The organism is Ferrovibrio sp. MS7, assembly GCF_038404985.1.
GTDB classification, from domain to species: domain Bacteria; phylum Pseudomonadota; class Alphaproteobacteria; order Ferrovibrionales; family Ferrovibrionaceae; genus Ferrovibrio; species Ferrovibrio plantarum.
In genome coordinates this window covers 2695557-2715177 of sequence record NZ_JBBKBA010000001.1, presented here as the reverse complement: position 1 = coordinate 2715177, position 19621 = coordinate 2695557, and the positions used below count along the sequence as shown (strand labels likewise).

The following is a 19621-nucleotide window of genomic DNA, read 5'->3' as shown; positions in this document are numbered from 1 at the left end:
CGTCGCTGCTCTTCACCGGTAAGGCGCATCGGCGGCGATATTGCGCGCGATTTCGTATTCCCAGCGCTCGCCATTCGCCAGCAGCTTGTTCTTGTCATAGAACAGCTCCTCGCGGGTTTCGGTGGCGAACTCGAAATTCGGACCCTCGACGATGGCATCCACCGGGCAGGCTTCCTGGCAGAAGCCGCAATAGATGCACTTGGTCATGTCGATGTCGTAGCGCGTGGTGCGGCGCGAACCGTCGTCGCGCGGCTCGGCCTCGATGGTGATGGCCTGGGCCGGGCAGATCGCCTCGCAGAGCTTGCACGCGATGCAGCGTTCCTCGCCATTGGCATAGCGGCGCAGCGCATGCTCGCCGCGGAAACGCGGGCTCAGCGGCCCCTTTTCATAGGGGTAGTTCAGGGTGGCGCGCGGCCGGAACATGTACTTGAAGGTCAGCCACAGGCCGCCGAGCATTTCGGTGAGGAAGATGGCGCGGGCGCCGCGATCGAGCAGTGCCATGGCTTACATCCCTTTCGGCAGGAGGTCGAAGGCAACCAGCACACCGGCGGTCGCGATCACCCAGAATAGCGAGATCGGCAGGAACACCTTCCAGCCCAGCCGCATCAACTGGTCGTAGCGGTAGCGCGGCAGCGCGGCGCGGATCCAGATGAAGATGAACAGCAGGATGAAAATCTTGAGGAAGAACCAGACGATCCCCGGCACCCAGGTGAAGGGCGCGACGTTGAACGGCGGCAGCCAGCCACCGAGGAACAAGATCGTGGTCATGCCGCACATCAGGATCATGTTCGCGTATTCGCCCAGGAAGAACAGGGCGAAATGCATCGACGAATATTCCACCTGATAGCCGGCAACGAGTTCGGCTTCCGCTTCCGGCAGATCGAACGGATGCCGGTTGGTCTCGGCCAGCGTCGAGATGAAGAAGATCACGAACATCGGCAACAGCGGGATGGCGAACCACACCGTGCGCTGGGCTTCGACAATGGCGGTAAGGTTCAGCGAACCGACGCAGAGCAGCACGGTGATGATGACGAAGCCCATGGAGACTTCGTAAGACACCATCTGCGCCGAGGAACGCAGCGCGCCAAGGAAGGCATAGCGCGAATTCGAGGCCCAGCCGGCGATGATGATGCCGTAGACGCCGAGCGAGGAAATCGCAAACAGGTAGAGCACGCCGACATTGATATTCGAGATCACCCAGCCTTCCGCCACTGGAATCACAGCCCAAGCGATCAGCGCGAGAATGAAGGTGAGGCACGGCGCCAGGATGAACAGGATCTTGTTGGCGCCCGACGGGATGATCGGTTCCTTGAAGATCAGCTTCACGGCATCGGCGAAGGGCTGCAGCAGGCCGAAGGGGCCGACCACATTCGGGCCCATGCGGAGCTGCATGGCGGCCAGCACCTTGCGCTCCATCAGCGTGAGGTAGGCCACCGCGATCAGCAGCGGCACCACCAGCGCCAGGATGTTGGCCAGAATCAGGCCACCCGGCCAGATATAGCCCTGCCACAGAGTCTGAAACAGCGTATCAGTCATCGGAGCCCGTCATCGCCAGGGTTTCGCCGCGCATCACCGCAGAACACTCGGCCATGGTGGTCGAGGCGCGGGCGATCGGGTTGGTGAGGTAGAAATCGGCCACAGTCGAAGCAAACGGCACATCATTCGGTATGCCGTTGACGCCGAACACGCCCCAGGCCGCCGGGGTGACGCGGTCGACAGCGCCGAAATGCGGCGCCACTTCCAGGATGCGGCGGCGCAGCGCGCCCTGATTGTCATAGGGCAGCTTCTGGCCCAGCACTTCGGAGAGCGCACGCAGGATCGCCCAATCCTCGCGGGCATCGCCGGGCGCCGCAGCGGCGCGGCGACCGAGCTGCACGCGGCCCTCGGTGTTGACCCAGATCGCGTCCTTCTCGGTATAGGCCACGCCCGGCAGCACCACATTGGCGCGGCGTGCACCGGCATCGCCATGGCTGCCCTGGTAGACCACGAAGGCATTGCCGATCTTGGCGGTGTCGAACTCATCGGCGCCGAGCAGGTAAAGCGCCTTGATGGCGCCGGACTGCGTGCCGGCGAGAATGCTGTCGATGCCGCCTGCCGTCGCGAAGCCGAGGTCGAGCGCGCCAACGCGACCAGCCGCCGTATGCAGCACGGAGAAACCGTTCCAGCCATCCTTCACCAGGCCGCAGCGATCCGCCACCTGCCAGGCCAGGCCGAGCACCACATCGCCGTCAGTGCGGGCCACAGCGCCCTGCCCCAGGATCAGTAGCGGGTTCTTGGCATTCTTCAACACATCAGCGAAAGCGTGGCTGCCATCGGCGATGGCCTTCAGCGTCATCGGACCGGTGCCGAGATGCTCATACTTGTAGGTAAGGTCGGCGGCTTCGCCGATCACCGCGATCTTGACGTTGCCGCGCAGATAGCGCTTGCGAAGCCGCGCGTTCAGCACGGCGGCTTCCTTGCGCGGGTTGCTGCCGACAATGAGGATCGCATCGGCCTGGTCGATGCCGGCAATGCCTGAGTTGAACAGGTAGCTGGCGCGGTTGGCCGGGTCCACCTTCGCGCCATCCTGGCGGCATTCGGTCAAAGTCGAGCCAAGCTTGCCAAGCAGGTCCTTCAGCGCCATCACGCTTTCGGCGCAGGCCATGTCGCCGGCCACAGCAGCAATCTCGCTGCCAGAGAGGCCCTTGAGGCCGGCGGCAACAGCGGCAAACGCCTCGTTCCAGGTCGCCGGCTGCAGCTTGCCGTTCACCCGCACATAGGGCTGGTCGATGCGGCGCTTCTTCAGGCCGTCATAGGCGAAGCGGGTCTTGTCGGAAATCCATTCCTCGTTCACCGCTTCATTCAGGCGCGGCAGTACGCGCATCACTTCGCGGCCACGCACATCGATGCGGACATTGCTGCCCAGCGCGTCCATAGCATCGACGCTCTCGGTCTTGCGCAATTCCCAGGAACGGGCGGTGAAGGCATAAGGCTTCGAGGTCAGCGCGCCGACCGGGCAGAGGTCGATCACGTTGCCGGAAAGCTCGGAGGCGAAGGCCTTCTCGAGATAGGTGGTGATCTCGGTATCCTCGCCACGGCCAATGGCGCCGAGATCGGGCACGCCGGCGATTTCGGTGGCGAAGCGGACACAGCGGGTGCAATGGATGCAGCGGGTCATGGTGGTAGCCACCAGCGGACCCATATTCTTGTCCTTCACCGCGCGCTTGTGCTCGTCGTAGCGCGAGGCGCCCTTGCCGTAGCCCATCGACTGGTCCTGCAGGTCGCACTCGCCGCCCTGGTCGCAGATCGGGCAATCCAGCGGGTGGTTGATCAGCAGGAATTCCATCACGCCTTCACGCGCCTTCTTCACCAGCGGCGTGTCGGTCTTGATCACCATGCCATCGGCGGCCGGCATAGCGCAGGAGGCGATCGGCTTCGGCGCCTTCTCCTGTTCCACCAGGCACATGCGGCAATTGCCGGCGATGCTGAGGCGTTCGTGGTAGCAGAAGCGCGGGATTTCCTTGCCGGCCAGTTCGCAGGCCTGCAGCACGGTGGTGCCGGGCTCGACCGTTACCTGGATGCCGTCGATGGTCAAAGTCGGCATGGGCTTACTCCGCAGCCACGGGAAGGACCGGCTTGCCGGCGTGATAGGCGTCGATGCGGCGCTCCACCTCGGGGCGGAAATGCCGGATCAGGCCCTGGATCGGCCAGGCAGCGGCATCGCCAAGGGCGCAGATGGTGTGGCCTTCCACTTGCGTGGTGACTTCGAGCAGCATGTCGATTTCATGCTTCTCGGCTTCGCCCTTCACCAGACGCTCCATGACGCGCCACATCCAGCCAGTGCCTTCGCGGCACGGCGTGCACTGGCCGCAGGATTCATGCTTGTAGAATTTCGAGAGCCGGGCGATGGCGCGCACCACGTCGGTGCTCTTGTCCATCACGATCACGGCGGCGGTGCCGAGGCCGGAACGCTGGGCGCGCAAGCTGTCGAAATCCATCAGCACGTCGTCGCAGATCGACTTCGGCAGCAGCGGCACCGAGGAGCCGCCCGGAATGATCGCCAGCAGGTTATCCCAGCCGCCGCGCACGCCGCCGGCATGCTTCTCGATCAATTCCTTGAGCGGGATGCCCATCTCCTCTTCCACGTTGCACGGCTTGTTGACGTGGCCGGAGATGCAGAAAACCTTGGTGCCGGTATTGTTCGGACGGCCGATGCTGGCGAACCACTCGCCGCCGCGCCGCAGGATGGTCGGCGCCACCGCGATGCTTTCGACGTTGTTCACCGTGGTCGGGCAGCCCCAAACGCCGACATTGGCCGGGAAAGGCGGCTTCAGGCGCGGCTGGCCCTTCTTGCCTTCCAGGCTTTCGATCAGCGCGGTTTCCTCGCCGCAGATATAGGCGCCGGCGCCGCGATGCACGAAGACATCGAAATCATAGCCCGAACCGCAGGCATTCTTGCCGAGCAGGCCGGCATCGCGCGCTTCGTCGATGGCGGCTTCCAGCACATTGGCTTCGTGGTGGAATTCACCACGGATATAAATGTAGGCAGCAACGGCACGCATGGCGAAGCCGGCGAGCAGGCAGCCCTCGATCAGCTTATGCGGATCGTGGCGCATCATGTCGCGGTCCTTGCAGGTGCCCGGCTCGCCCTCGTCGGCATTGACCACGAGATAGCTCGGCCGGCCATCGGACTGCTTCGGCATGAAGGACCACTTCAGGCCGGTGGGGAAGCCGGCACCGCCACGGCCACGCAGCGAGGACTTCTTCATCTCTTCGATGATCCAGTCCTGGCCCTTGGCCATGATGTCCTTGGTGCCATCCCAGTCGCCGCGACGGCGCGCGGCGGCCAGGTTCCACGGCTGCTGGCCGTAGAGATTGGTGAAGATGCGGTCCTTATCCTGCAACATGCCCGGGCTCCGCTTATTCGCCGCCACCGGCCGGGGCACTACCGGCCGGCTGGTTGAAGCTCTGCAACGTGGTCGGGCCGCCCAGCGGCGCCGACGCGATACGGCCATTCTGCGGCCCTGGCTTCGGCTTTTCGCCGCGCTGCAGGGCCTCCAGGATCTTCACCGTGCTGGCGGCATCGAGATCCTCGTAAAAATCATCGGCGATCTGCATCATCGGTGCATTCACGCAGGCACCGAGACATTCCACCTCGATCAGGGTGAACTGGCCGTCCTTGGTGGTCTCGCCGCAATGGATGCCGAGATGCTTCTCGCAGGCGGCAACAATCTGCTCCGAGCCGCGCAGCCAGCAGGGCGTGGTGGTGCAGACCTGCACGAAATGCTTACCGACAGGCGCCAGGTTATACATTGTGTAGAAGCTGGCGACTTCCAGCACGCGGATTTCCGGCACGCTCAGCATGTCAGCCACGGCGCGGATCGCGGCCAGCGGCAACCAGCCGCCATGCTGGCGCTGCGCCAGATCCAGCAGCGGCATGGTGGCGCTGCGCTGGCGGCCAGCCGGGTATTTGGCAATGAAGGCCTTGGCCTTCTCCAGGTTTTCCGCCGTGAAGGCGAAATCCTTGGGCTGCTGCTCGGGCGGTGCGATATGGACGCCACTCATCGGTCGATCTCTCCGAACACGATATCCATGTTGCCGACAATCGAGACGGCATCGGCGAGCATGTAGCCCTTGGACATGAAATCCGTCGCCTGCAGATGGGCAAAGCCCGGGGCGCGGATGCGGCAGCGATACGGCTTGTTGGAGCCGTCCGACACCAGATAGACGCCGAACTCACCCTTCGGCGCTTCCACCGCGGCATACACTTCGCCTTCCGGCACGCGATAGCCTTCGGTGTAGAGCTTGAAATGATGGATCAGCGCTTCCATTGAGGTCTTCATCTCACCGCGCTTCGGCGGCACCACCTTGCGGTCGTCCGACGAGACCGGGCCGGCTTCCGGCATCTGCTCAATGCACTGGCGGATAATGCGCACCGACTGGTGCATCTCTTCCACGCGGCAGAGGTAACGGTCGAAGCAATCGCCGTTCTTGCCCACCGGAATATCAAAATCCAGTTCGTCGTAGACTTCGTAGGGCTGCGACTTGCGCAGATCCCAGGCGACGCCCGAACCGCGCAGCATCACGCCGGAAAAGCCCCAGTCCATCGCATCCTTGGCCGAGATCACGCCGATATCGACATTGCGCTGGCGGTAGATGCGGTTCTCAGTGAGCAGGTTCTCAACGTCGGTGAGCACCGGCTGCACGCGTTCACAATACTTGTAGATATCCTCGGCCAGGCCCTTCGGCATGTCCTGGTGCACGCCACCGGGACGGAAATAGGCGGCATGCATACGGGCGCCGGAAACGCGCTCGTAGAATTCCATCAGCTTCTCGCGCTCCTCGAAGCACCACAAAGCCGGCGTGGTGGCGCCGACATCGAGGGCATGGGTGGTCACGTTCAGCATGTGGTTCAGCAGGCGGCCGATCTCGGAGAAGATCACGCGCACGAACTGGCCGCGGCGCGGCACTTCCAGGCCGAGCAGGCGCTCGGTGGCGATCGCGAAGGCATGTTCCTGGTTCATCGGCGCGACATAGTCGAGCCGGTCGAAATACGGCACCGCCTGCAGGTAGGTCTTGTTCTCGATCAGCTTCTCGGTGCCGCGATGCAGCAGGCCGATATGCGGATCGCAACGCTCGACGATTTCGCCATCCAGCTCCATCACCAGGCGCAGCACGCCGTGCGCCGCCGGATGCTGCGGGCCGAAATTCAGGGTGTAATTGGCAATCGCGACTTCAGCCATGTTACGCCTTTGCCTTTTCGTCGCCCGGCAGCACGTATTTCGCGCCTTCCCACGGGCTCATGAAATCGAAGCGGCGGAATTCCTGGGGCAACTGCACCGGTTCGTAGATCACGCGCTTCTGCTGGTTGTCGTAGCGCACTTCGACATAGCCGGTGAGCGGGAAATCCTTGCGCAGCGGATGACCCTCGAAGCCGTAATCCGAAAGGATGCGGCGCAGGTCCGGATGGCCCGAGAACATCACGCCATACATGTCCCAGGTCTCGCGCTCGAACCAGCCGGCAGCGGAATAGACGCCTGTGACGGACGGCACCGGAGTATCTTCGTCGGTCTGCACGGTGATGCGGACGCGCTGGTTCAGCTTCAGGCTGAGCAGGTGATAGACGATGTCGAACCGCTTCTCGCGCTCCGGCCAGTCGACACCAAGCACGTCGATCAGCTGCACGAACTGGCAGTTGCCGTCATCGCGCAGGAAGGTTAGCAGGCTGACAATGCGCTCGGCCGGCGCCGCCAGGGTCAACTCGCCATGGCTGACGCGGAAGCTGGTAACGTCATTCGGCACACTGGCAGCGATATGCTCGCCCAGTTCCTTGAGCGCCTGCTCCTGCTCGGCGATCAGCGCTTTTTGATCCGTCATGCGGTCCCCGCTCAGCGCGCGATGGTGGTGGTGCGCAGAATCTTCTTCTGCAACTGCAGCAGACCGTAGACCAGCGCTTCCGCCGTGGGCGGGCAGCCGGGTACGTAGATGTCCACCGGCACGATGCGGTCGCAACCGCGCACCACGGAATAGGAATAGTGGTAATAGCCGCCGCCATTGGCGCAGCTTCCCATGGAGATGACGTAGCGCGGCTCCGCCATCTGGTCATAGAGCTTGCGCAAGGCCGGCGCCATCTTGTTGGTCAGGGTGCCGGCCACGATCATCACGTCCGACTGGCGCGGTGAGGCGCGCGGCATGGAACCGAAACGGTCGAGATCGTAGCGCGCCATGTAGGCATGGATCATCTCCACGCCGCAGCAGGCAAGGCCGAAGGTCATCGGCCAAAGCGAGCCGGTGCGGGCCCAGTTGGCCAGCTTGTCCAGCGAGGAAACCACCACGCCCTTGTCGGCGAGTTCATCCGACAGATCCTTGAAGAAGGTGTCCTGGGGCGAGCCAAGCTGCATGCCGCCTGCGGCGGGGGTAGCCGGGGTCTTGTCCATGGCGCCGCTCACTCCCATTCCAAGGCCCCCTTCTTCCACTCATAAATGAAGCCGACGGTCAGCACGCCGAGGAAAACCACCATCGACCAGAAACCGAACACGCCAATATCGCCGAGCGCCACCGCCCAGGGGAACAGGAAGGCGACTTCAAGGTCGAAGATGATGAAGAGGATGGCCACAAGGTAGAAGCGCACATCAAACTGGCGCCGCGAGTCCGAAAACGGCTCGAAGCCGCATTCGTAGGTGGAATTCTTTTCCGGATCGGGATTGCGCTTGGCGGCAACGAAAGGCAGCAGCGCCATCACCAAGGCCAGGACGATTGCCAGGCCAAGAAACAGCAGGATCGGCAGGTACTCCCGCAGTAGGGCGTCCACGGTTGCACTCTCCTCTGTATTAGGAAACAGCAAGAAGTCAGCCCCTGGCAGTCCCACCCACCGGAGGCTCCGGAGTATTAGACCGTTATCTGCCGCACCGCAATAATTTAGCCCCTGGATAATCTCTGTAAACGGCCCTTTGCGAGTGACTCGCAAGAGGCGTTAAACAGCAGCAAATCAAGTACCTAGCGCCTTTGCCTGGCGGCGTATCGGATGGCCCAGCCAATGCCTCTGCCTGCGGCCGGCAAAGCACCAGCCTCCAGCCATGCCGGAGCCCTGCCGAGAGTCCCACCAAAGCCTTGCCCGAAGCCTCGGAGTCGCTCCCCCCAGTGGTTGCAAGGCATTGCATACAGAGGCCCTCTCCGCGGCGATCAGGCGGCCGGAATGGCGCCTACAGCAGCCCGGGCAGCGGCGCGAATATCTAGGGGGGATGGCGCAACGAAAAAGGGCGGCCCGTGGGACCGCCCTTTTTGGATCGCTTTGCTGCGCTAAACCACTGAAAAAGTGGCGAGAGTGACGGGACTTGAACCCGCGACCTTCGGCGTGACAGGCCGACGCTCTAACCAACTGAGCTACACCCCCGCAGCGGCGGTCGGTGTACCTCCCCGCCCGCCCCATGTCAAGCACAGGGCGGGCGGGCGAGGCGCTTTTTCAGCAATAGGCGCAGTTACCGGTTTCAGCCTTCACCTTGGCCGGCAGGAAGCCCTCGATCAGCGAGGTTTCGCCGGCCTCACGGCTCTTCTTCAGCACCAGGCTCTGCAGCTTGGCGAAGGCCTTGGTCTCGATCTGGCGCACACGCTCCTTGGTCACGCCGAGGCGCTCGCCAAGTTCTTCCAGCGTCACCTTGTCGTCGTTGAGCATGCGCTCGGAAACGATCAGGCGTTCGCGCGGGTTGAGCTGGTCCAGTGATTCGGTGAGCCAGGTATGGCGCAGCGCGCCGTCATGGCGGGCCTCGACCTGCTGCTCCGGATTCGGGCCGGGATCGACCAGGAAATCCTGGAACGCCTCGCCGCCCTCCTCGCCGCCCATCGGCTCGTTCAGCGAATGGTCGCGGCCCGAAAGCCGCATCGCCATGGCGGAAACCTCGTTCGGCGAAACCTTCAGCGTGGCCGCGATTTCATTGCGGTTGGCGTCATCCAGCGTCAGGCTGCCGCCGTTGCGCTCCAGCTTGGCGCGCAGCCAACGCAGATTGAAGAACAGCGCCTTCTGGCCGGCCGAGGTGCCGGAGCGCACGATCGACCAGTTGCGCAGCACGTATTCCTGCATCGAGGAGCGGATCCACCAGGTGGCGTACGTGGAGAAGCGCACGCCGCGCTCCGGATCGAAGCGGTTGATCGCCAGCATCAGGCCGATATTGCCCTCCTGGATCAGGTCGGACATCGGCAGGCCGTAATTGCGGAAGCGGCCGGCGGTGGCGACGACCAGGCGCAGGTAGGCGGAAACCATCTCCTGCATGGCCTGCTGGTCGCCGTGTTCCTTCCAGCGCTTAGCCAGCGACAGTTCCTGTTCCTCGGTGAGCATGGCCTTGTTCATGACCGTGGAGAGGTAGCGGCGGTCAGCGCCTTCCAGGGAGCGGCTCGGTGTGTTGCGCAGGCTCATGGTACATCCTCCATCGACTTTCCCACCCGTCCGCACTACCATCTTGATTCGACGGGCCGTAGGGACACGGCATGGACTGGTATCGGGTCGCTATGATCCTGCACCCGGTCCCGTGTTCTGGCAAATGATAATTTAGAGTCGATACGAACTTGTGATGGCTGTCACACCACTGCACGACATGCCGCTCGAGGCGCCAACGCCGGAGCCCGAAGTTGCCGCGAAAACCATGCTGGCGCAAAGGGTTACCCTATTGCTCGACCGCCTGGGCCGGCTCACCCGCGAACTCCAGTTCGTCGATGGCCTGAATCCGGCGCAGTGGGAAGTACTGCGCTTCCTGGCTCAGGCCAACCGCTATTCCCGCACTCCCTCCGCCCTGGCGGATTACCTAGGGTCAACCAAGGGCACGGTGTCCCAGACGCTGATCGCGCTGGAGAACAAGGGCCTGGTCGACCGGGTGAAAAAAACCTGCGACCGCCGTGGCGTGGAACTGCGCCTGACCGATGAAGGCCGGGCCATGCTGGCGCGCGATCCGATGCGCACGCTGGAAAAGGCCATCGACGACATGGCCATGGATTGCGGCGCCTCCCTGGTGCGCGGCTTGTCCAAGCTGCTCTACGAACTGCAGAACCGTCATTCGGTGATGCAATACGGTATCTGCCAGGATTGCTCGCTGTTCTGCGTCAACCACCTCACCCCGGCGGAAACCACGCATCATTGCGGCAAGACCGGCGACGCCTTGAGCCACACCGACCGCAACCAGCTCTGCGTCAGCTACAAGAGCCACGATACCGCCGGCAGCGCCGAATAGCCCGGCCCCGCGTCCCCTTCCCCCTTCCCGTATTGCCGATGACCGCCCTATCACTGATTACCGTAGGGTCAATATTGCGCCGCACGCCCGCGCGCATTAGCCTAACCAGCGTTTGAAACCGACCCAGACCAACAAAACTCAGGAAACGACGATGAAGTTCACCGGTACCGATTCCTATGTCGCGACCAACGACCTGATGGTGGCGGTGAATGCCGCGGTGACGCTAGAGCGCCCGCTGCTGGTGAAGGGCGAGCCGGGCACCGGCAAGACCGTGCTGGCCATCGAGGTGGCCAAGGCGCTGAAGGCGCCGCTGCTCACCTGGCACATCAAGTCGACCACCAAGGCTCAGCAGGGCCTCTATGAGTATGACGCGGTGTCGCGGCTCCGCGACGGCCAGCTCGGCGAAGAGCGCGTGCACGACATCAAGAACTACATCAAGAAGGGCAAGCTGTGGGATGCCTTCACCGGCGCCAACCGCCCGGTGCTGCTGATCGACGAGATCGACAAGGCCGATATCGAATTCCCGAACGACTTGCTGCTCGAACTCGACCGTATGGAATTCTTCGTCTACGAAACCGGCGAGACGATCAAGGCAGCGCAGCGCCCCATCGTCATCATCACCTCGAACAACGAGAAGGAACTGCCTGACGCCTTCCTGCGCCGCTGCTTCTTCCACTACATCCGTTTCCCCGACCGCGAGACGATGGAGAAGATTGTCGAGGTGCATTACCCCGGCGTGCAGCGCAATCTGGTGCGCGAGGCGCTGAACGTGTTCTACGAACTGCGCGAGACGCCGGGCCTGAAGAAGAAGCCCTCGACCTCGGAACTGCTCGACTGGCTGAAGCTGCTGATGGCCGAGGACCTGCCGCCGGAAGCGCTCAAGACCAAGGAACAGGGCAAGCTGATCCCACCGCTGGCCGGCGCGCTCTTGAAGAACGAGCAGGACGTGCACCTGTTCGAGCGCCTTGCCTTCATCGCGCGGCGTGAAAACCGCTAAGACCTGAACGAGGCCTTCCAGGGAGGGCGCCATGTTCATCAATTTCTTTCTCGAACTGCGCAAGAACAAGGTGCCCGCGACGCTCCGCGAGTACCTGACGCTGATCGAGGCCATGGAAAAGGGCGTGCCGAATTACAGCGTGGAGGATTTCTACTATCTCTCCCGCTCTGCCCTGGTGAAGGACGAGCGCAACCTCGACAAGTTCGACCGGGTTTTCTCCCAGGTGTTCAACGGCCTGGAATTCGTCTCCGACACCGTCTCGGCTGACATTCCCGAGGAGTGGCTGCGCAAGCTGGCCGAAAAGACCCTGACGGAAGAAGAAAAGGCGATGATCCAGGCGCTCGGCGGCTGGGACAAGCTGATGGAGACGCTGAAGAAACGCCTGGAGGAGCAGAAGGAGCGCCACCAGGGCGGCAGCAAGTGGATCGGCACCGCCGGCACCTCTCCCTTTGGCGCCTATGGCTACAATCCGGAAGGCGTGCGCATCGGCCAGGACAAGTCGCGCAACCGCCGCGCCGTGAAGGTGTGGGACAAACGCGAATACAAGAACCTGGATGACAGCGTCGAACTCGGCACCCGCAACATCAAGGTCGCGCTGCGCCGCCTGCGCAAATTCGCGCGCGATGGCGCCGAGATGGAACTGGATATCCCGGACACCATCAAGTCGACCGCCAACAATGCCGGCTATCTCGACCTCAAGCTGGTGCCGGAACGGCATAACAAGGTGAAGGTACTGCTGCTGTTCGATATCGGCGGCTCGATGGACGACCATATCAAGGTCTGCGAGGAATTGTTCTCGGCCGCGCGCGCCGAATTCAAGCATATGGAATTCTTCTACTTCCATAACTGCGTCTACGAAAAGCTGTGGAAGGACAACCGCCGCCGCCACAACGAATTCCAGCCGACCTGGGAAGTGCTGCGCAAATACCAGAGCGACTACAAGCTGATCTTCGTCGGCGACGCCACCATGAGCCCGTATGAGATCGTGCAGCCGGGCGGCAGCGTCGAGCATTGGAACGAGGAAGCCGGCTCGGTGTGGATGCAGCGCCTGCTCGACACCTGGCCGAAAGCCGCCTGGCTCAACCCGGTGCCGGAGAAATACTGGGATTTCACGCCCTCGGTCGGCGTGGTGCGCCAGCTGATGAGCCAGCGCATGTTCCCGCTCACGCTCGGCGGCCTCGAAGGCGCGATGAAGGAACTGAACCGCTAGGGTTGGCTTCTGACCATTCCCATCGCATCGTCATGGTCGGCGAAGGCCGACCATCCACGATTTGCTTTGCTTTAGAAAAGATAACGCGTGGATGCCCTGCTTCCGCAGGGCATGACGGTCAGCACTACGCCGTCAGGCCGACTGCATATGCAAGGTTTCCGGCTCAATGGTCTTGAAGAACCCGGTCACGGTGCTGCCGTCCAAAGAAAGCGGCAGGATCAGCCGCACATAAGTGTATTGCGTGCCGTTCAGCGCCACATAGCTCCTGCGCGCCAGGCTCGGCTGACGGGTTTCAGCAACCCTGCGCATGGATGCAAAGACGATGCGCGCATCTTCTTCGCTGAAGAAGTTGCGCAACCGCTGGCCACCGCCGGCTTGATGGCTGCGTTCGCCGACATAGAGGCCGGCAATCCGCACGCGAACATCGGCCTCTTCCGGCAAATAGTCGAGCAGCATGGTATAGGGCATCACCTCGGGCGGCAGGGTATCAACCTCGATGACTGCCGGCAGGTGGCCATCGGATTGTGCCGCCAACCACGCCTGATGGCAGGCCATGAGAGATGGATAATCCTTCAAGGCCTGCAACGGCAATTCCTCATAACCACGCAGGCTGAGCGGCTCCAGCGTCAGGCCGCGCCCCGCATCGGCAGGGTGCTCATTGTTCATTGCAAGTCCCCATCCTCATAGCCCGATCATGCATCGAATGTTTCATTCGACGGGTCGGGTAGTTTCGGCCTGGAGAAAATCTCTGGGTCGAAACTGCTGTAGCGTGCCACGGTCAATCGCAGAATATTGTCCAGATCGCGTATCCTGACGCCATCGCCTCTACCGCGCGCCTGTTGCCACTGAGTGACAATCGGTTCGACATCCAATGCCATGGCTCGCATTTCACCAAGCAGAGGCCATGCGCGATGCCGCAGGATTTGCGGCTCCTGCAACAATCGGCGGACATCTGATGTCGCGGCATCACACAGCATGGCGCGGCGCGTACCCCAGATGGCAACGTTGCGCAGCAGCATGGCAGTGCGCCGCGCTGTATCGCCAAGCGGATCACTTGGCCTTGCCGCCGCGAATTGCGCCATCTCGCCCACCGTGCGTTGCAAGGCGCTTGTCGCCCGCCGCACCCAATCACTGCGGGCCAGATCAAGAATCACCTGCCGCAAATGCCGCTCCAAGGCATCGGCATTCAGTTGCGGCAACATAGGTTTAAGGCGCAGGGCCATATCTCGGAGTTGTTCAGGCGTGGTCCCCGCCGCCGACAGCGCCTCCCCCGCAGTTTCTGACGGCTGCAACGCCCGCCAGACCAGAGCGGCGCCACGCTGCTGCACATGTGCCTGGGGCAGCCAGGACGGGCTGCCATCGGCAAGTTCACTCGGCATCGCCGAGCCAGCCTCGACTTTCCGCCGATAGCGCAGTGCCAACGGCACCAGTTCGAGCAGCAGCCAGTCCGGGTCATCGGCCGGCAGATTAAGGCTGCTCGCCAATGCCCCCAGCGTCACCGAGCCAGTCAGGCTACCTATCGGTAACGCCAGTAACGGCTCCCGATTCTCACCGCGGGCAAAATACGCCCCGGCCCGACGCAATTCCGGATGCGCGAAATCGAAGCGATCCGGCAATGACGCAGCCGTATGGATTGAGTCGATCATGGCCCTGGCTACTAAAATACCGCTATCCCGCCTTCCATGGCGTTGCAGCCAGGGAAATAGGCTGGCCGCCGCTAGTTTCAACAGGAGGTATACGCAGCCAGACGGCTGATGGATGCGGATGCGGCTTTAAGCCACACCACTCTTTTCGTCGTCGACGACGCGGACGAAAAAGCCGTCTTGCGGCGGCAGGATGCGCTCCAGCGCGGCACGGGCCGCCGCATGGGTCGGCGCCGGGATTTCGTAGAAACGGCCCTCGTTCCACTGGTAGGCGGTTTCCGAAAGCTGCATGGCGCGCTGGCCGAGCTGGGGATTATGCGCCATCAGGCGCCAGGACGGGAAGCGCGGATCGACGCCTTCGATCGGTGTCGCGGTATAGAAGAATGGCAGGTCGGTCTCGCCATGGCGGCCTTCCAGCGACTCCAGCTCGGAACGCGCGCGCGAAATCTGGCTCTCGATCTCGGCCACCTTCTTGCGCTCGTCGGTCAGCGTGTCGTCGTAATGCGACTGGTCCTTCTCGGCCTGTTCGCGGCGTGAAACGATCTCCTGTACTTGGCGCTCGACAAAGCGCCAGCCGGCGCGCAGGCGCTCGGAGATGGTCAGCACCACCAGCAGGAAGATACCCAGATTGGCGGCGACGACCAGGGTCTCGATGAAGTCGGTCAAGGTCACCGTCAGATCTCCGTCATCTTGAGCTTGCCGGTGAACGGACGGAATTCCAGAACCTGACCCTGCGGGCCGATCCACTGCTTGATCAGCCTGTCTGCATTGGCCTGATTGGTACCCCAGACGATGAAGCGGGCATAGCGGCGGCCATGCACACCGCTGGTGCCAGAGCCCTTGCCATCGAAGGGGTAGGCGTTGGCCGGACCGACCGCCTTGGCATAATAGCCGACGGCATTCGGCGTCGGGATGCCATGCTCGAACACGGTGATATTGCGCGGATCGGTCAGCTTGATCTCTTGCGCCATGGCATTGGCGTGCTCGTTTTGGAGCTGCAACAGGCTGCGCTCGCGCTCGGCGCGCTTCTCCTGTTCAGCTTCGATCTGCAGCGCGCGCTCATTCACGGCATCATAGGCGGCGCGCAGGCGCTCGTTTTCTTCGTCAAACTTGAGTTCACGGCGCGCGTAATGCTGCGCCGCCTCTTCCAGCCAGTTGGCTGTAAGGCCGACGATGAAAAAGAGCCCGATAGCCGGCAGCAAGGCGAAGACCATATCGGCCAAAGTCATGGCGATTATGCTTCCCTGTTGGACCCTGCGGACGAATCCGCCCCTTGCGCAGACTGTGAGGTATTCAGAATAGCGAATCAACAGTTGAGTGCCGGTTATCGCGAAGCAATTGGTAATAGCAACCGCACGTAAGCAAAAAGGCCGGGGGTTGCACCCCGGCCTTCGTAGCAATTGGTGGCAATTAGCAGCTTTTGGTCGCTTAGCGCTTCGAGAACTGGAAGGAGCGGCGGGCCTTCGGCTTGCCGTACTTCTTGCGCTCGACGACGCGCGGGTCGCGGGTCAGGAAGCCCTGAGCCTTCAGCGCCGGACGCAGCGCCGGCTCATAATAGGTCAGCGCCTTCGAGATACCGTGACGCAGCGCACCCGCCTGGCCCGACAGACCACCACCGGTGACGGTGGCGTAGATGTCGAACTGGCCGGCGCGGTTGGTCAGCACGAAGGGCTGCTGCAGCAGCATGCGCAGAACCGGGCGGGCGAAGTAGGTGTTGCTTTCCTTGCCGTTCACCACGAACTTGCCAGTGCCGGCCTTGATCCAGACGCGGGCGACCGCGTCCTTGCGCTTGCCGGTGGCATAGGCGCGGCCGAGCTTGTCGACCTTGCGCTCATGAACGGGATCGGCGGCCTGAACCGCGGCAACGGCCTTGGTCTTGCTCAGGTCGGCGAGAGTGCGGGACTCAGCCATGATCAGTCAGTCCTCTTGTTCTTCGGATTCAACGCGCCCACGTCCAGCGTCACCGGCTGCTGCGCGGCGTGCGGATGCTCGGCACCCTTGTAGACCTTGAGCTTGGTGAGCTGACGGCGAGCCAGCGGGCTCTCCTTCGGCAGCATGCGCTCCACGGCCTTCATGATGACGCGCTCGGGGAAGCGGCCCTGCAGGCGCTGGCCCACGGTGGCGCCCTTGACGCCGCCCGGATAGCCAGTGTGCCAGTAGAACACGGACTGCTGCGCCTTGCGGCCGGTCACGCGCACCTTGTCGGCGTTGATGACGATGACGTTGTCGCCGGTGTCGACGTGGGCAGTGAAGATCGGCTTATGCTTGCCACGCAGACGCATGGCAATCAGGCTGGCCAGACGGCCCAGTACCAGGCCATCAGCGTCGATCAACACCCACTTCTTTTCGACCTCGGATTCTTTGGCGGAAAAGGTCTTCATTGCACTGTCCTAATTTTGGCCCCTGATCAGGGGGTCGGGCCATGGGCGACAAGCACCCAGGGCGATCGGGGCCGGGTTATGCGCGCAAATGTGTGGCGCGTCAACCGAAATCCAGCGTTTTTCAATGATTTATCGAGTGGTAATATAACACCGCCAATCATATGCAATAAAATCAATGCGTTACTTTATTTCCTGGCAGGCGGAATGGCGTAGGTCAGCGTCGCATGCGCCACCGGGCCATCTTCCACCCCTTCGGAGAAGATGCCGATCTCCATGATCGCCAGGGTCTTGCCGCGTTTCAGCATGCGCGCTTCGGCAGAAAGCGCCTTCGGCTCCGGCTTGCGCAGGAAGTTGATGTTCAGATTCGTCGTCACCGCCAGGGCCACCGGGCCGATCTGGCCGAGCAGCAACAGGTAGGCGGCGCAGTCTGCCAGGGTCATCATGGTGGGGCCGGAGACCGTGCCGCCGGGTCGCAACTGTGCCTCGCCGACCGGGAGGGAGAGCCGCAGCATGTCGCCGTCAAAGGCCTCCACCTTCATGTTAAGTGGCGCCATTTGCGGGAATTCGCGCGCCATGAAGCTTTGCAGCTCGGCAATCGTCATCAGCATCTCGGGTCTCCTCACCATCCCGATTAGCATGGGCCAGAGCGGTCCGAAACCACCCCTGGGGTGGCGAACGAAATTTTCAAACGCAAGGCTTGCGGATCGAGGGAGCCGAGGCTACTTTCCGCGCCGCGCTGATCCCAGGTAGCTCAGTGGTAGAGCAGGCGGCTGTTAACCGCCCGGTCGGGGGTTCGAATCCCTCCCTGGGAGCCATTCTCCCAAACAATCGCATCAGCTTCCCCACGCCCTAACCGGGCGGCGATGCCTTATGCCTTAATCGGGTGCCGCCGGTGCCCACAAATAAATCCCGGCGTCCGCCTGCAGCGCCAAGCTGAGGCGACCATCCGGCAGCAGGGTGTAGGACCGAACATAGCCGAGGTCGCGGGCCAACCGGCTATCGATGGCACCCGGACCACACATCGCCCGGGCCATCATACCGGACTGGATGGTGAGGCTGCCGCCTGCCCGCGTCGTTGCCCTGCCCTGCCATTGCGCGCTGGCGCGGTTGCAGTCGAGCTGCAGCACCACACGGCCATCGGAACCAAACGCCATCGCGTAGCGCTCGAGGCGGGGCGGCACGATGATGCCGATGGCATCGTCGGAAGATTGGAAATGTACCAGCCGCCAGGCAGTGCCAATCAGCGGCATTTCGCGGCATTGCAGCACGCGGCCTGATGGGTCGGTCCAGGTCAGGTCCAGGCCCTCGCCGCGCAGATCATGGCCGCCACCGGCATAGTGGATGCCGGAGGCCGCCGGCTGCTCGGCGAGCCGCACCTTGACCTCCCCGGCGGTGAGCCGGGCCGCGCCGCCATCGAAGGCGATGCTGATTGCCGGTCCGCCCTCGCAGGCCAGGGCAACCGGGGGGCTTGGCGCCTTTGGTGCGCAGCCGCCCAGCAGCGCCAGCGGGACCAGGGCAGCGAACGCCCTCACAGCGGCAAACGCTCCCAGGTTCATATTCATTCAACCCCTCCCCTCGCTCCCGATTTTTCAAGTGTGAACCGTCCAGGCGGGCAAATCGAGCCCAAGCAAATTACCCCGGAAACCGGGGCATGGGCTGCCGCCTATGGCCAGAACCCCGGGAGAATAGGATTCGGCCACAGCCTCGGCGGGAATTCCCGACCTTGAATAGAACTGCCCCGTCACGCTCCCTGCCCTGACGGGCAAATATCTTGGAATTTGGGAAATTTCCATCGCAGGGATTGAATTAGCTGCATCTTAATTGATGGCATGCGCTACAGTAGACGTCGCACTTTGACCCCGGATTTCCCTTGCCCAATCCTACTCCCGACATTGCCACGAAAGACGGCTCCACCGACGCACCAGCTCCCCCCTGGAAGCTGTTGATTGTCGACGATGAACCCGACGTGCATGCGCTGACCAAGCTGCTGTTGCGCAATTTCACCTACCGCGAGCGCGGCCTGGAGTTTCTTTCAGCCCATTCCGCCACCGAGGCGCGGCCGATCCTGGAGCGTAACCCGGACATCGCCTTGATCCTGCTGGATGTGGTGATGGAAACCGAGCATGCCGGCATCGAACTGGTGAATTACATTCGCGAGGTGCTGGGCAACAAGACAGTGCAGATCGTGATCCGCACCGGCCAGCCGGGTCAGGCGCCGGCGCTGGATGTGGTGAGCAACCACGCCATCAACGATTACAAGGAAAAGACCGAGCTGACGCAGCAAAGCATGCTGCTTACCGTGGTGAAGGCGTTGCGCCTCTATGAGGAATTGCTGCCGACCTTTGAGGCGGCGGCAAAGCTCGATGAACTGATCGAACGGGCCCGTTCCGGTGCCGATGACCGCGAATTGCTGCGGCTGCTGCGCGGCGAGGCCCAGGGCGGCGATATGCCTGAAGCACCCAGCCCGACACCGGATCCGCGCCTGCTCAGCCTCACCGAGCGCGAGCGCGAAGTGCTGAAATGGCTCAGCCACGGCGACTCGAACAAGGCCATCGGCCTGCGGCTCGGCGTGCAGGAAGTAACCGTGAAGGCGCATCTGCGCCAGATATTCGCCAAGCTGCAGGTGTTCAACCGCACCCAAGCGGCCTCCCTCGCCCTGCGCATGAACGAGCAGGACTGATCCCTCCCTGGAC

22 protein-coding genes and 2 tRNA genes are annotated in these 19621 nt (G+C 62.7%); 5 read left to right on the top strand and 19 right to left on the bottom strand.

Annotation, left to right across the window (positions count from 1 at the left end; translation table 11 throughout):
• Positions 1-12: 12 nt before the first annotated feature.
• From nuoI to V6B08_RS13050, 11 genes are all read right to left on the bottom strand, one after another.
• Positions 13-501, bottom strand: a complete 489-nt coding sequence (gene nuoI, locus V6B08_RS13100) for an NADH-quinone oxidoreductase subunit NuoI (RefSeq protein WP_341981446.1) — start codon at positions 499-501, stop codon at positions 13-15.
• Between the two features lie 3 nt (positions 502-504).
• Positions 505-1536 (bottom strand): NADH-quinone oxidoreductase subunit NuoH, encoded by a 1032-nt coding sequence (gene nuoH, locus V6B08_RS13095; protein WP_341981444.1) that lies wholly within the window; start codon positions 1534-1536, stop codon positions 505-507.
• The gene (nuoG, locus tag V6B08_RS13090) at positions 1529-3583 is read right to left on the bottom strand and encodes an NADH-quinone oxidoreductase subunit NuoG (protein ID WP_341981439.1); all 2055 of its coding nucleotides are present in this window, start codon (positions 3581-3583) and stop codon (positions 1529-1531) included. The genes nuoH and nuoG overlap by 8 nt, the downstream gene beginning before the upstream one ends.
• Positions 3584-3587: 4 nt before the next feature.
• Positions 3588-4886 (bottom strand): NADH-quinone oxidoreductase subunit NuoF, encoded by a 1299-nt coding sequence (gene nuoF, locus V6B08_RS13085; RefSeq protein WP_341981437.1) that lies wholly within the window; start codon positions 4884-4886, stop codon positions 3588-3590.
• Positions 4887-4899: 13 nt separating this feature from the next.
• Positions 4900-5544 (bottom strand): NADH-quinone oxidoreductase subunit NuoE, encoded by a 645-nt coding sequence (gene nuoE / locus V6B08_RS13080; RefSeq protein ID WP_341981435.1) that lies wholly within the window; start codon positions 5542-5544, stop codon positions 4900-4902.
• Positions 5541-6722: an NADH-quinone oxidoreductase subunit D gene (locus tag V6B08_RS13075; protein WP_341981432.1), complete on the bottom strand. Its 1182-nt coding sequence runs from the start codon at positions 6720-6722 to the stop codon at positions 5541-5543. Before V6B08_RS13075 ends, nuoE begins: the two co-directional genes overlap by 4 nt.
• A gap of 1 nt (position 6723) precedes the next feature.
• Positions 6724-7356: an NADH-quinone oxidoreductase subunit C gene (locus V6B08_RS13070; RefSeq protein ID WP_341981430.1), complete on the bottom strand. Its 633-nt coding sequence runs from the start codon at positions 7354-7356 to the stop codon at positions 6724-6726.
• An 11-nt stretch (positions 7357-7367) separates the two neighbouring features.
• On the bottom strand, positions 7368-7934 hold the full coding sequence (locus tag V6B08_RS13065) for a NuoB/complex I 20 kDa subunit family protein (protein WP_440588806.1): 567 nt from the start codon (positions 7932-7934) through the stop codon (positions 7368-7370).
• Positions 7925-8290 (bottom strand): NADH-quinone oxidoreductase subunit A, encoded by a 366-nt coding sequence (locus V6B08_RS13060; RefSeq protein WP_341981427.1) that lies wholly within the window; start codon positions 8288-8290, stop codon positions 7925-7927. Before V6B08_RS13060 ends, V6B08_RS13065 begins: the two co-directional genes overlap by 10 nt.
• A 505-nt stretch (positions 8291-8795) precedes the next feature.
• A tRNA-Asp gene (locus V6B08_RS13055) sits at positions 8796-8872 on the bottom strand.
• Positions 8873-8941: 69 nt separating this feature from the next.
• Positions 8942-9889 carry an RNA polymerase factor sigma-32 gene (locus V6B08_RS13050; protein ID WP_341981425.1) on the bottom strand — a complete coding sequence of 316 codons (948 nt, stop codon included), beginning with the start codon at positions 9887-9889 and terminating at the stop codon, positions 8942-8944.
• A gap of 154 nt (positions 9890-10043) precedes the next feature.
• On the opposite strand from V6B08_RS13050, the gene V6B08_RS13045 reads away from it, so the two are divergent.
• From V6B08_RS13045 to V6B08_RS13035, 3 genes are all read left to right on the top strand, one after another.
• Positions 10044-10697, top strand: a complete 654-nt coding sequence (locus V6B08_RS13045) for a MarR family winged helix-turn-helix transcriptional regulator (protein WP_341981423.1) — start codon at positions 10044-10046, stop codon at positions 10695-10697.
• A 151-nt stretch (positions 10698-10848) separates the two neighbouring features.
• A complete protein-coding gene (locus V6B08_RS13040; protein WP_341981422.1) occupies positions 10849-11694 on the top strand; it encodes an AAA family ATPase in 846 nt (281 codons plus the stop codon).
• Positions 11695-11725: 31 nt separating this feature from the next.
• Positions 11726-12904, top strand: a complete 1179-nt coding sequence (locus tag V6B08_RS13035) for a vWA domain-containing protein (RefSeq protein ID WP_341981420.1) — start codon at positions 11726-11728, stop codon at positions 12902-12904.
• A 132-nt stretch (positions 12905-13036) separates the two neighbouring features.
• Here the strand turns inward: V6B08_RS13035 and V6B08_RS13030 are convergent, their stop codons facing one another.
• The 7 genes from V6B08_RS13030 to V6B08_RS13000 form a co-directional block, all read right to left on the bottom strand.
• On the bottom strand, positions 13037-13570 hold the full coding sequence (locus V6B08_RS13030; RefSeq protein ID WP_341981417.1) for a hypothetical protein: 534 nt from the start codon (positions 13568-13570) through the stop codon (positions 13037-13039).
• A gap of 26 nt (positions 13571-13596) precedes the next feature.
• Positions 13597-14550: a hypothetical protein gene (locus V6B08_RS13025; protein ID WP_341981415.1), complete on the bottom strand. Its 954-nt coding sequence runs from the start codon at positions 14548-14550 to the stop codon at positions 13597-13599.
• Positions 14551-14676: 126 nt separating this feature from the next.
• On the bottom strand, positions 14677-15219 hold the full coding sequence (locus V6B08_RS13020; protein WP_341981413.1) for a hypothetical protein: 543 nt from the start codon (positions 15217-15219) through the stop codon (positions 14677-14679).
• A gap of 2 nt (positions 15220-15221) precedes the next feature.
• Positions 15222-15776: a hypothetical protein gene (locus V6B08_RS13015; RefSeq protein ID WP_341981411.1), complete on the bottom strand. Its 555-nt coding sequence runs from the start codon at positions 15774-15776 to the stop codon at positions 15222-15224.
• A 199-nt stretch (positions 15777-15975) separates the two neighbouring features.
• On the bottom strand, positions 15976-16458 hold the full coding sequence (gene rpsI / locus V6B08_RS13010; RefSeq protein ID WP_341981409.1) for a 30S ribosomal protein S9: 483 nt from the start codon (positions 16456-16458) through the stop codon (positions 15976-15978).
• 2 nt (positions 16459-16460) lie between these two features.
• Positions 16461-16928, bottom strand: coding sequence for a 50S ribosomal protein L13 (rplM, locus tag V6B08_RS13005; RefSeq protein ID WP_341981407.1), 468 nt, complete (start codon positions 16926-16928; stop codon positions 16461-16463).
• 185 nt (positions 16929-17113) lie between these two features.
• Entirely contained in the window at positions 17114-17536 is a 423-nt protein-coding gene (locus V6B08_RS13000) for a PaaI family thioesterase (RefSeq protein WP_341981403.1), read from the bottom strand.
• Between the two features lie 132 nt (positions 17537-17668).
• Here V6B08_RS13000 and V6B08_RS12995 point away from each other — a divergent pair.
• Positions 17669-17743: transfer RNA gene (locus tag V6B08_RS12995), tRNA-Asn, on the top strand.
• A gap of 60 nt (positions 17744-17803) precedes the next feature.
• Here the strand turns inward: V6B08_RS12995 and V6B08_RS12990 are convergent.
• Positions 17804-18490, bottom strand: coding sequence for an META domain-containing protein (locus V6B08_RS12990; protein WP_341981401.1), 687 nt, complete (start codon positions 18488-18490; stop codon positions 17804-17806).
• A 308-nt stretch (positions 18491-18798) separates the two neighbouring features.
• Between V6B08_RS12990 and V6B08_RS12985 the strand changes: the two genes are divergently transcribed.
• Positions 18799-19608, top strand: a complete 810-nt coding sequence (locus V6B08_RS12985; RefSeq protein WP_341981399.1) for a LuxR C-terminal-related transcriptional regulator — start codon at positions 18799-18801, stop codon at positions 19606-19608.
• Positions 19609-19621 lie beyond the last annotated feature (13 nt).

Bases quoted from the DNA above. Each gene is read 5' to 3' on its own strand.
- V6B08_RS13015 (WP_341981411.1), bottom strand. From the start codon at position 15,776: ATGACTTTGGCCGATATGGTCTTCGCCTTGCTGCCGGCTATCGGGCTC.
- V6B08_RS13070 (WP_341981430.1), bottom strand. From the start codon at position 7,356: ATGACGGATCAAAAAGCGCTGATCGCCGAGCAGGAGCAGGCGCTCAAG.
- V6B08_RS13035 (WP_341981420.1), top strand. From the start codon at position 11,726: ATGTTCATCAATTTCTTTCTCGAACTGCGCAAGAACAAGGTGCCCGCG.
- V6B08_RS13000 (WP_341981403.1), bottom strand. From the start codon at position 17,536: ATGCTGATGACGATTGCCGAGCTGCAAAGCTTCATGGCGCGCGAATTC.
- V6B08_RS13025 (WP_341981415.1), bottom strand. From the start codon at position 14,550: ATGATCGACTCAATCCATACGGCTGCGTCATTGCCGGATCGCTTCGAT.
- nuoG (WP_341981439.1), bottom strand. From the start codon at position 3,583: ATGCCGACTTTGACCATCGACGGCATCCAGGTAACGGTCGAGCCCGGC.
- nuoH (WP_341981444.1), bottom strand. From the start codon at position 1,536: ATGACTGATACGCTGTTTCAGACTCTGTGGCAGGGCTATATCTGGCCG.
- V6B08_RS13050 (WP_341981425.1), bottom strand. From the start codon at position 9,889: ATGAGCCTGCGCAACACACCGAGCCGCTCCCTGGAAGGCGCTGACCGC.
- rpsI (WP_341981409.1), bottom strand. From the start codon at position 16,458: ATGGCTGAGTCCCGCACTCTCGCCGACCTGAGCAAGACCAAGGCCGTT.
- V6B08_RS13030 (WP_341981417.1), bottom strand. From the start codon at position 13,570: ATGAACAATGAGCACCCTGCCGATGCGGGGCGCGGCCTGACGCTGGAG.
- nuoF (WP_341981437.1), bottom strand. From the start codon at position 4,886: ATGTTGCAGGATAAGGACCGCATCTTCACCAATCTCTACGGCCAGCAG.
- V6B08_RS13045 (WP_341981423.1), top strand. From the start codon at position 10,044: ATGGCTGTCACACCACTGCACGACATGCCGCTCGAGGCGCCAACGCCG.
- V6B08_RS13040 (WP_341981422.1), top strand. From the start codon at position 10,849: ATGAAGTTCACCGGTACCGATTCCTATGTCGCGACCAACGACCTGATG.
- V6B08_RS13065 (WP_440588806.1), bottom strand. From the start codon at position 7,934: ATGGGAGTGAGCGGCGCCATGGACAAGACCCCGGCTACCCCCGCCGCA.
- rplM (WP_341981407.1), bottom strand. From the start codon at position 16,928: ATGAAGACCTTTTCCGCCAAAGAATCCGAGGTCGAAAAGAAGTGGGTG.
- V6B08_RS13075 (WP_341981432.1), bottom strand. From the start codon at position 6,722: ATGGCTGAAGTCGCGATTGCCAATTACACCCTGAATTTCGGCCCGCAG.
- nuoE (WP_341981435.1), bottom strand. From the start codon at position 5,544: ATGAGTGGCGTCCATATCGCACCGCCCGAGCAGCAGCCCAAGGATTTC.
- nuoI (WP_341981446.1), bottom strand. From the start codon at position 501: ATGGCACTGCTCGATCGCGGCGCCCGCGCCATCTTCCTCACCGAAATG.
- V6B08_RS12990 (WP_341981401.1), bottom strand. From the start codon at position 18,490: ATGAATATGAACCTGGGAGCGTTTGCCGCTGTGAGGGCGTTCGCTGCC.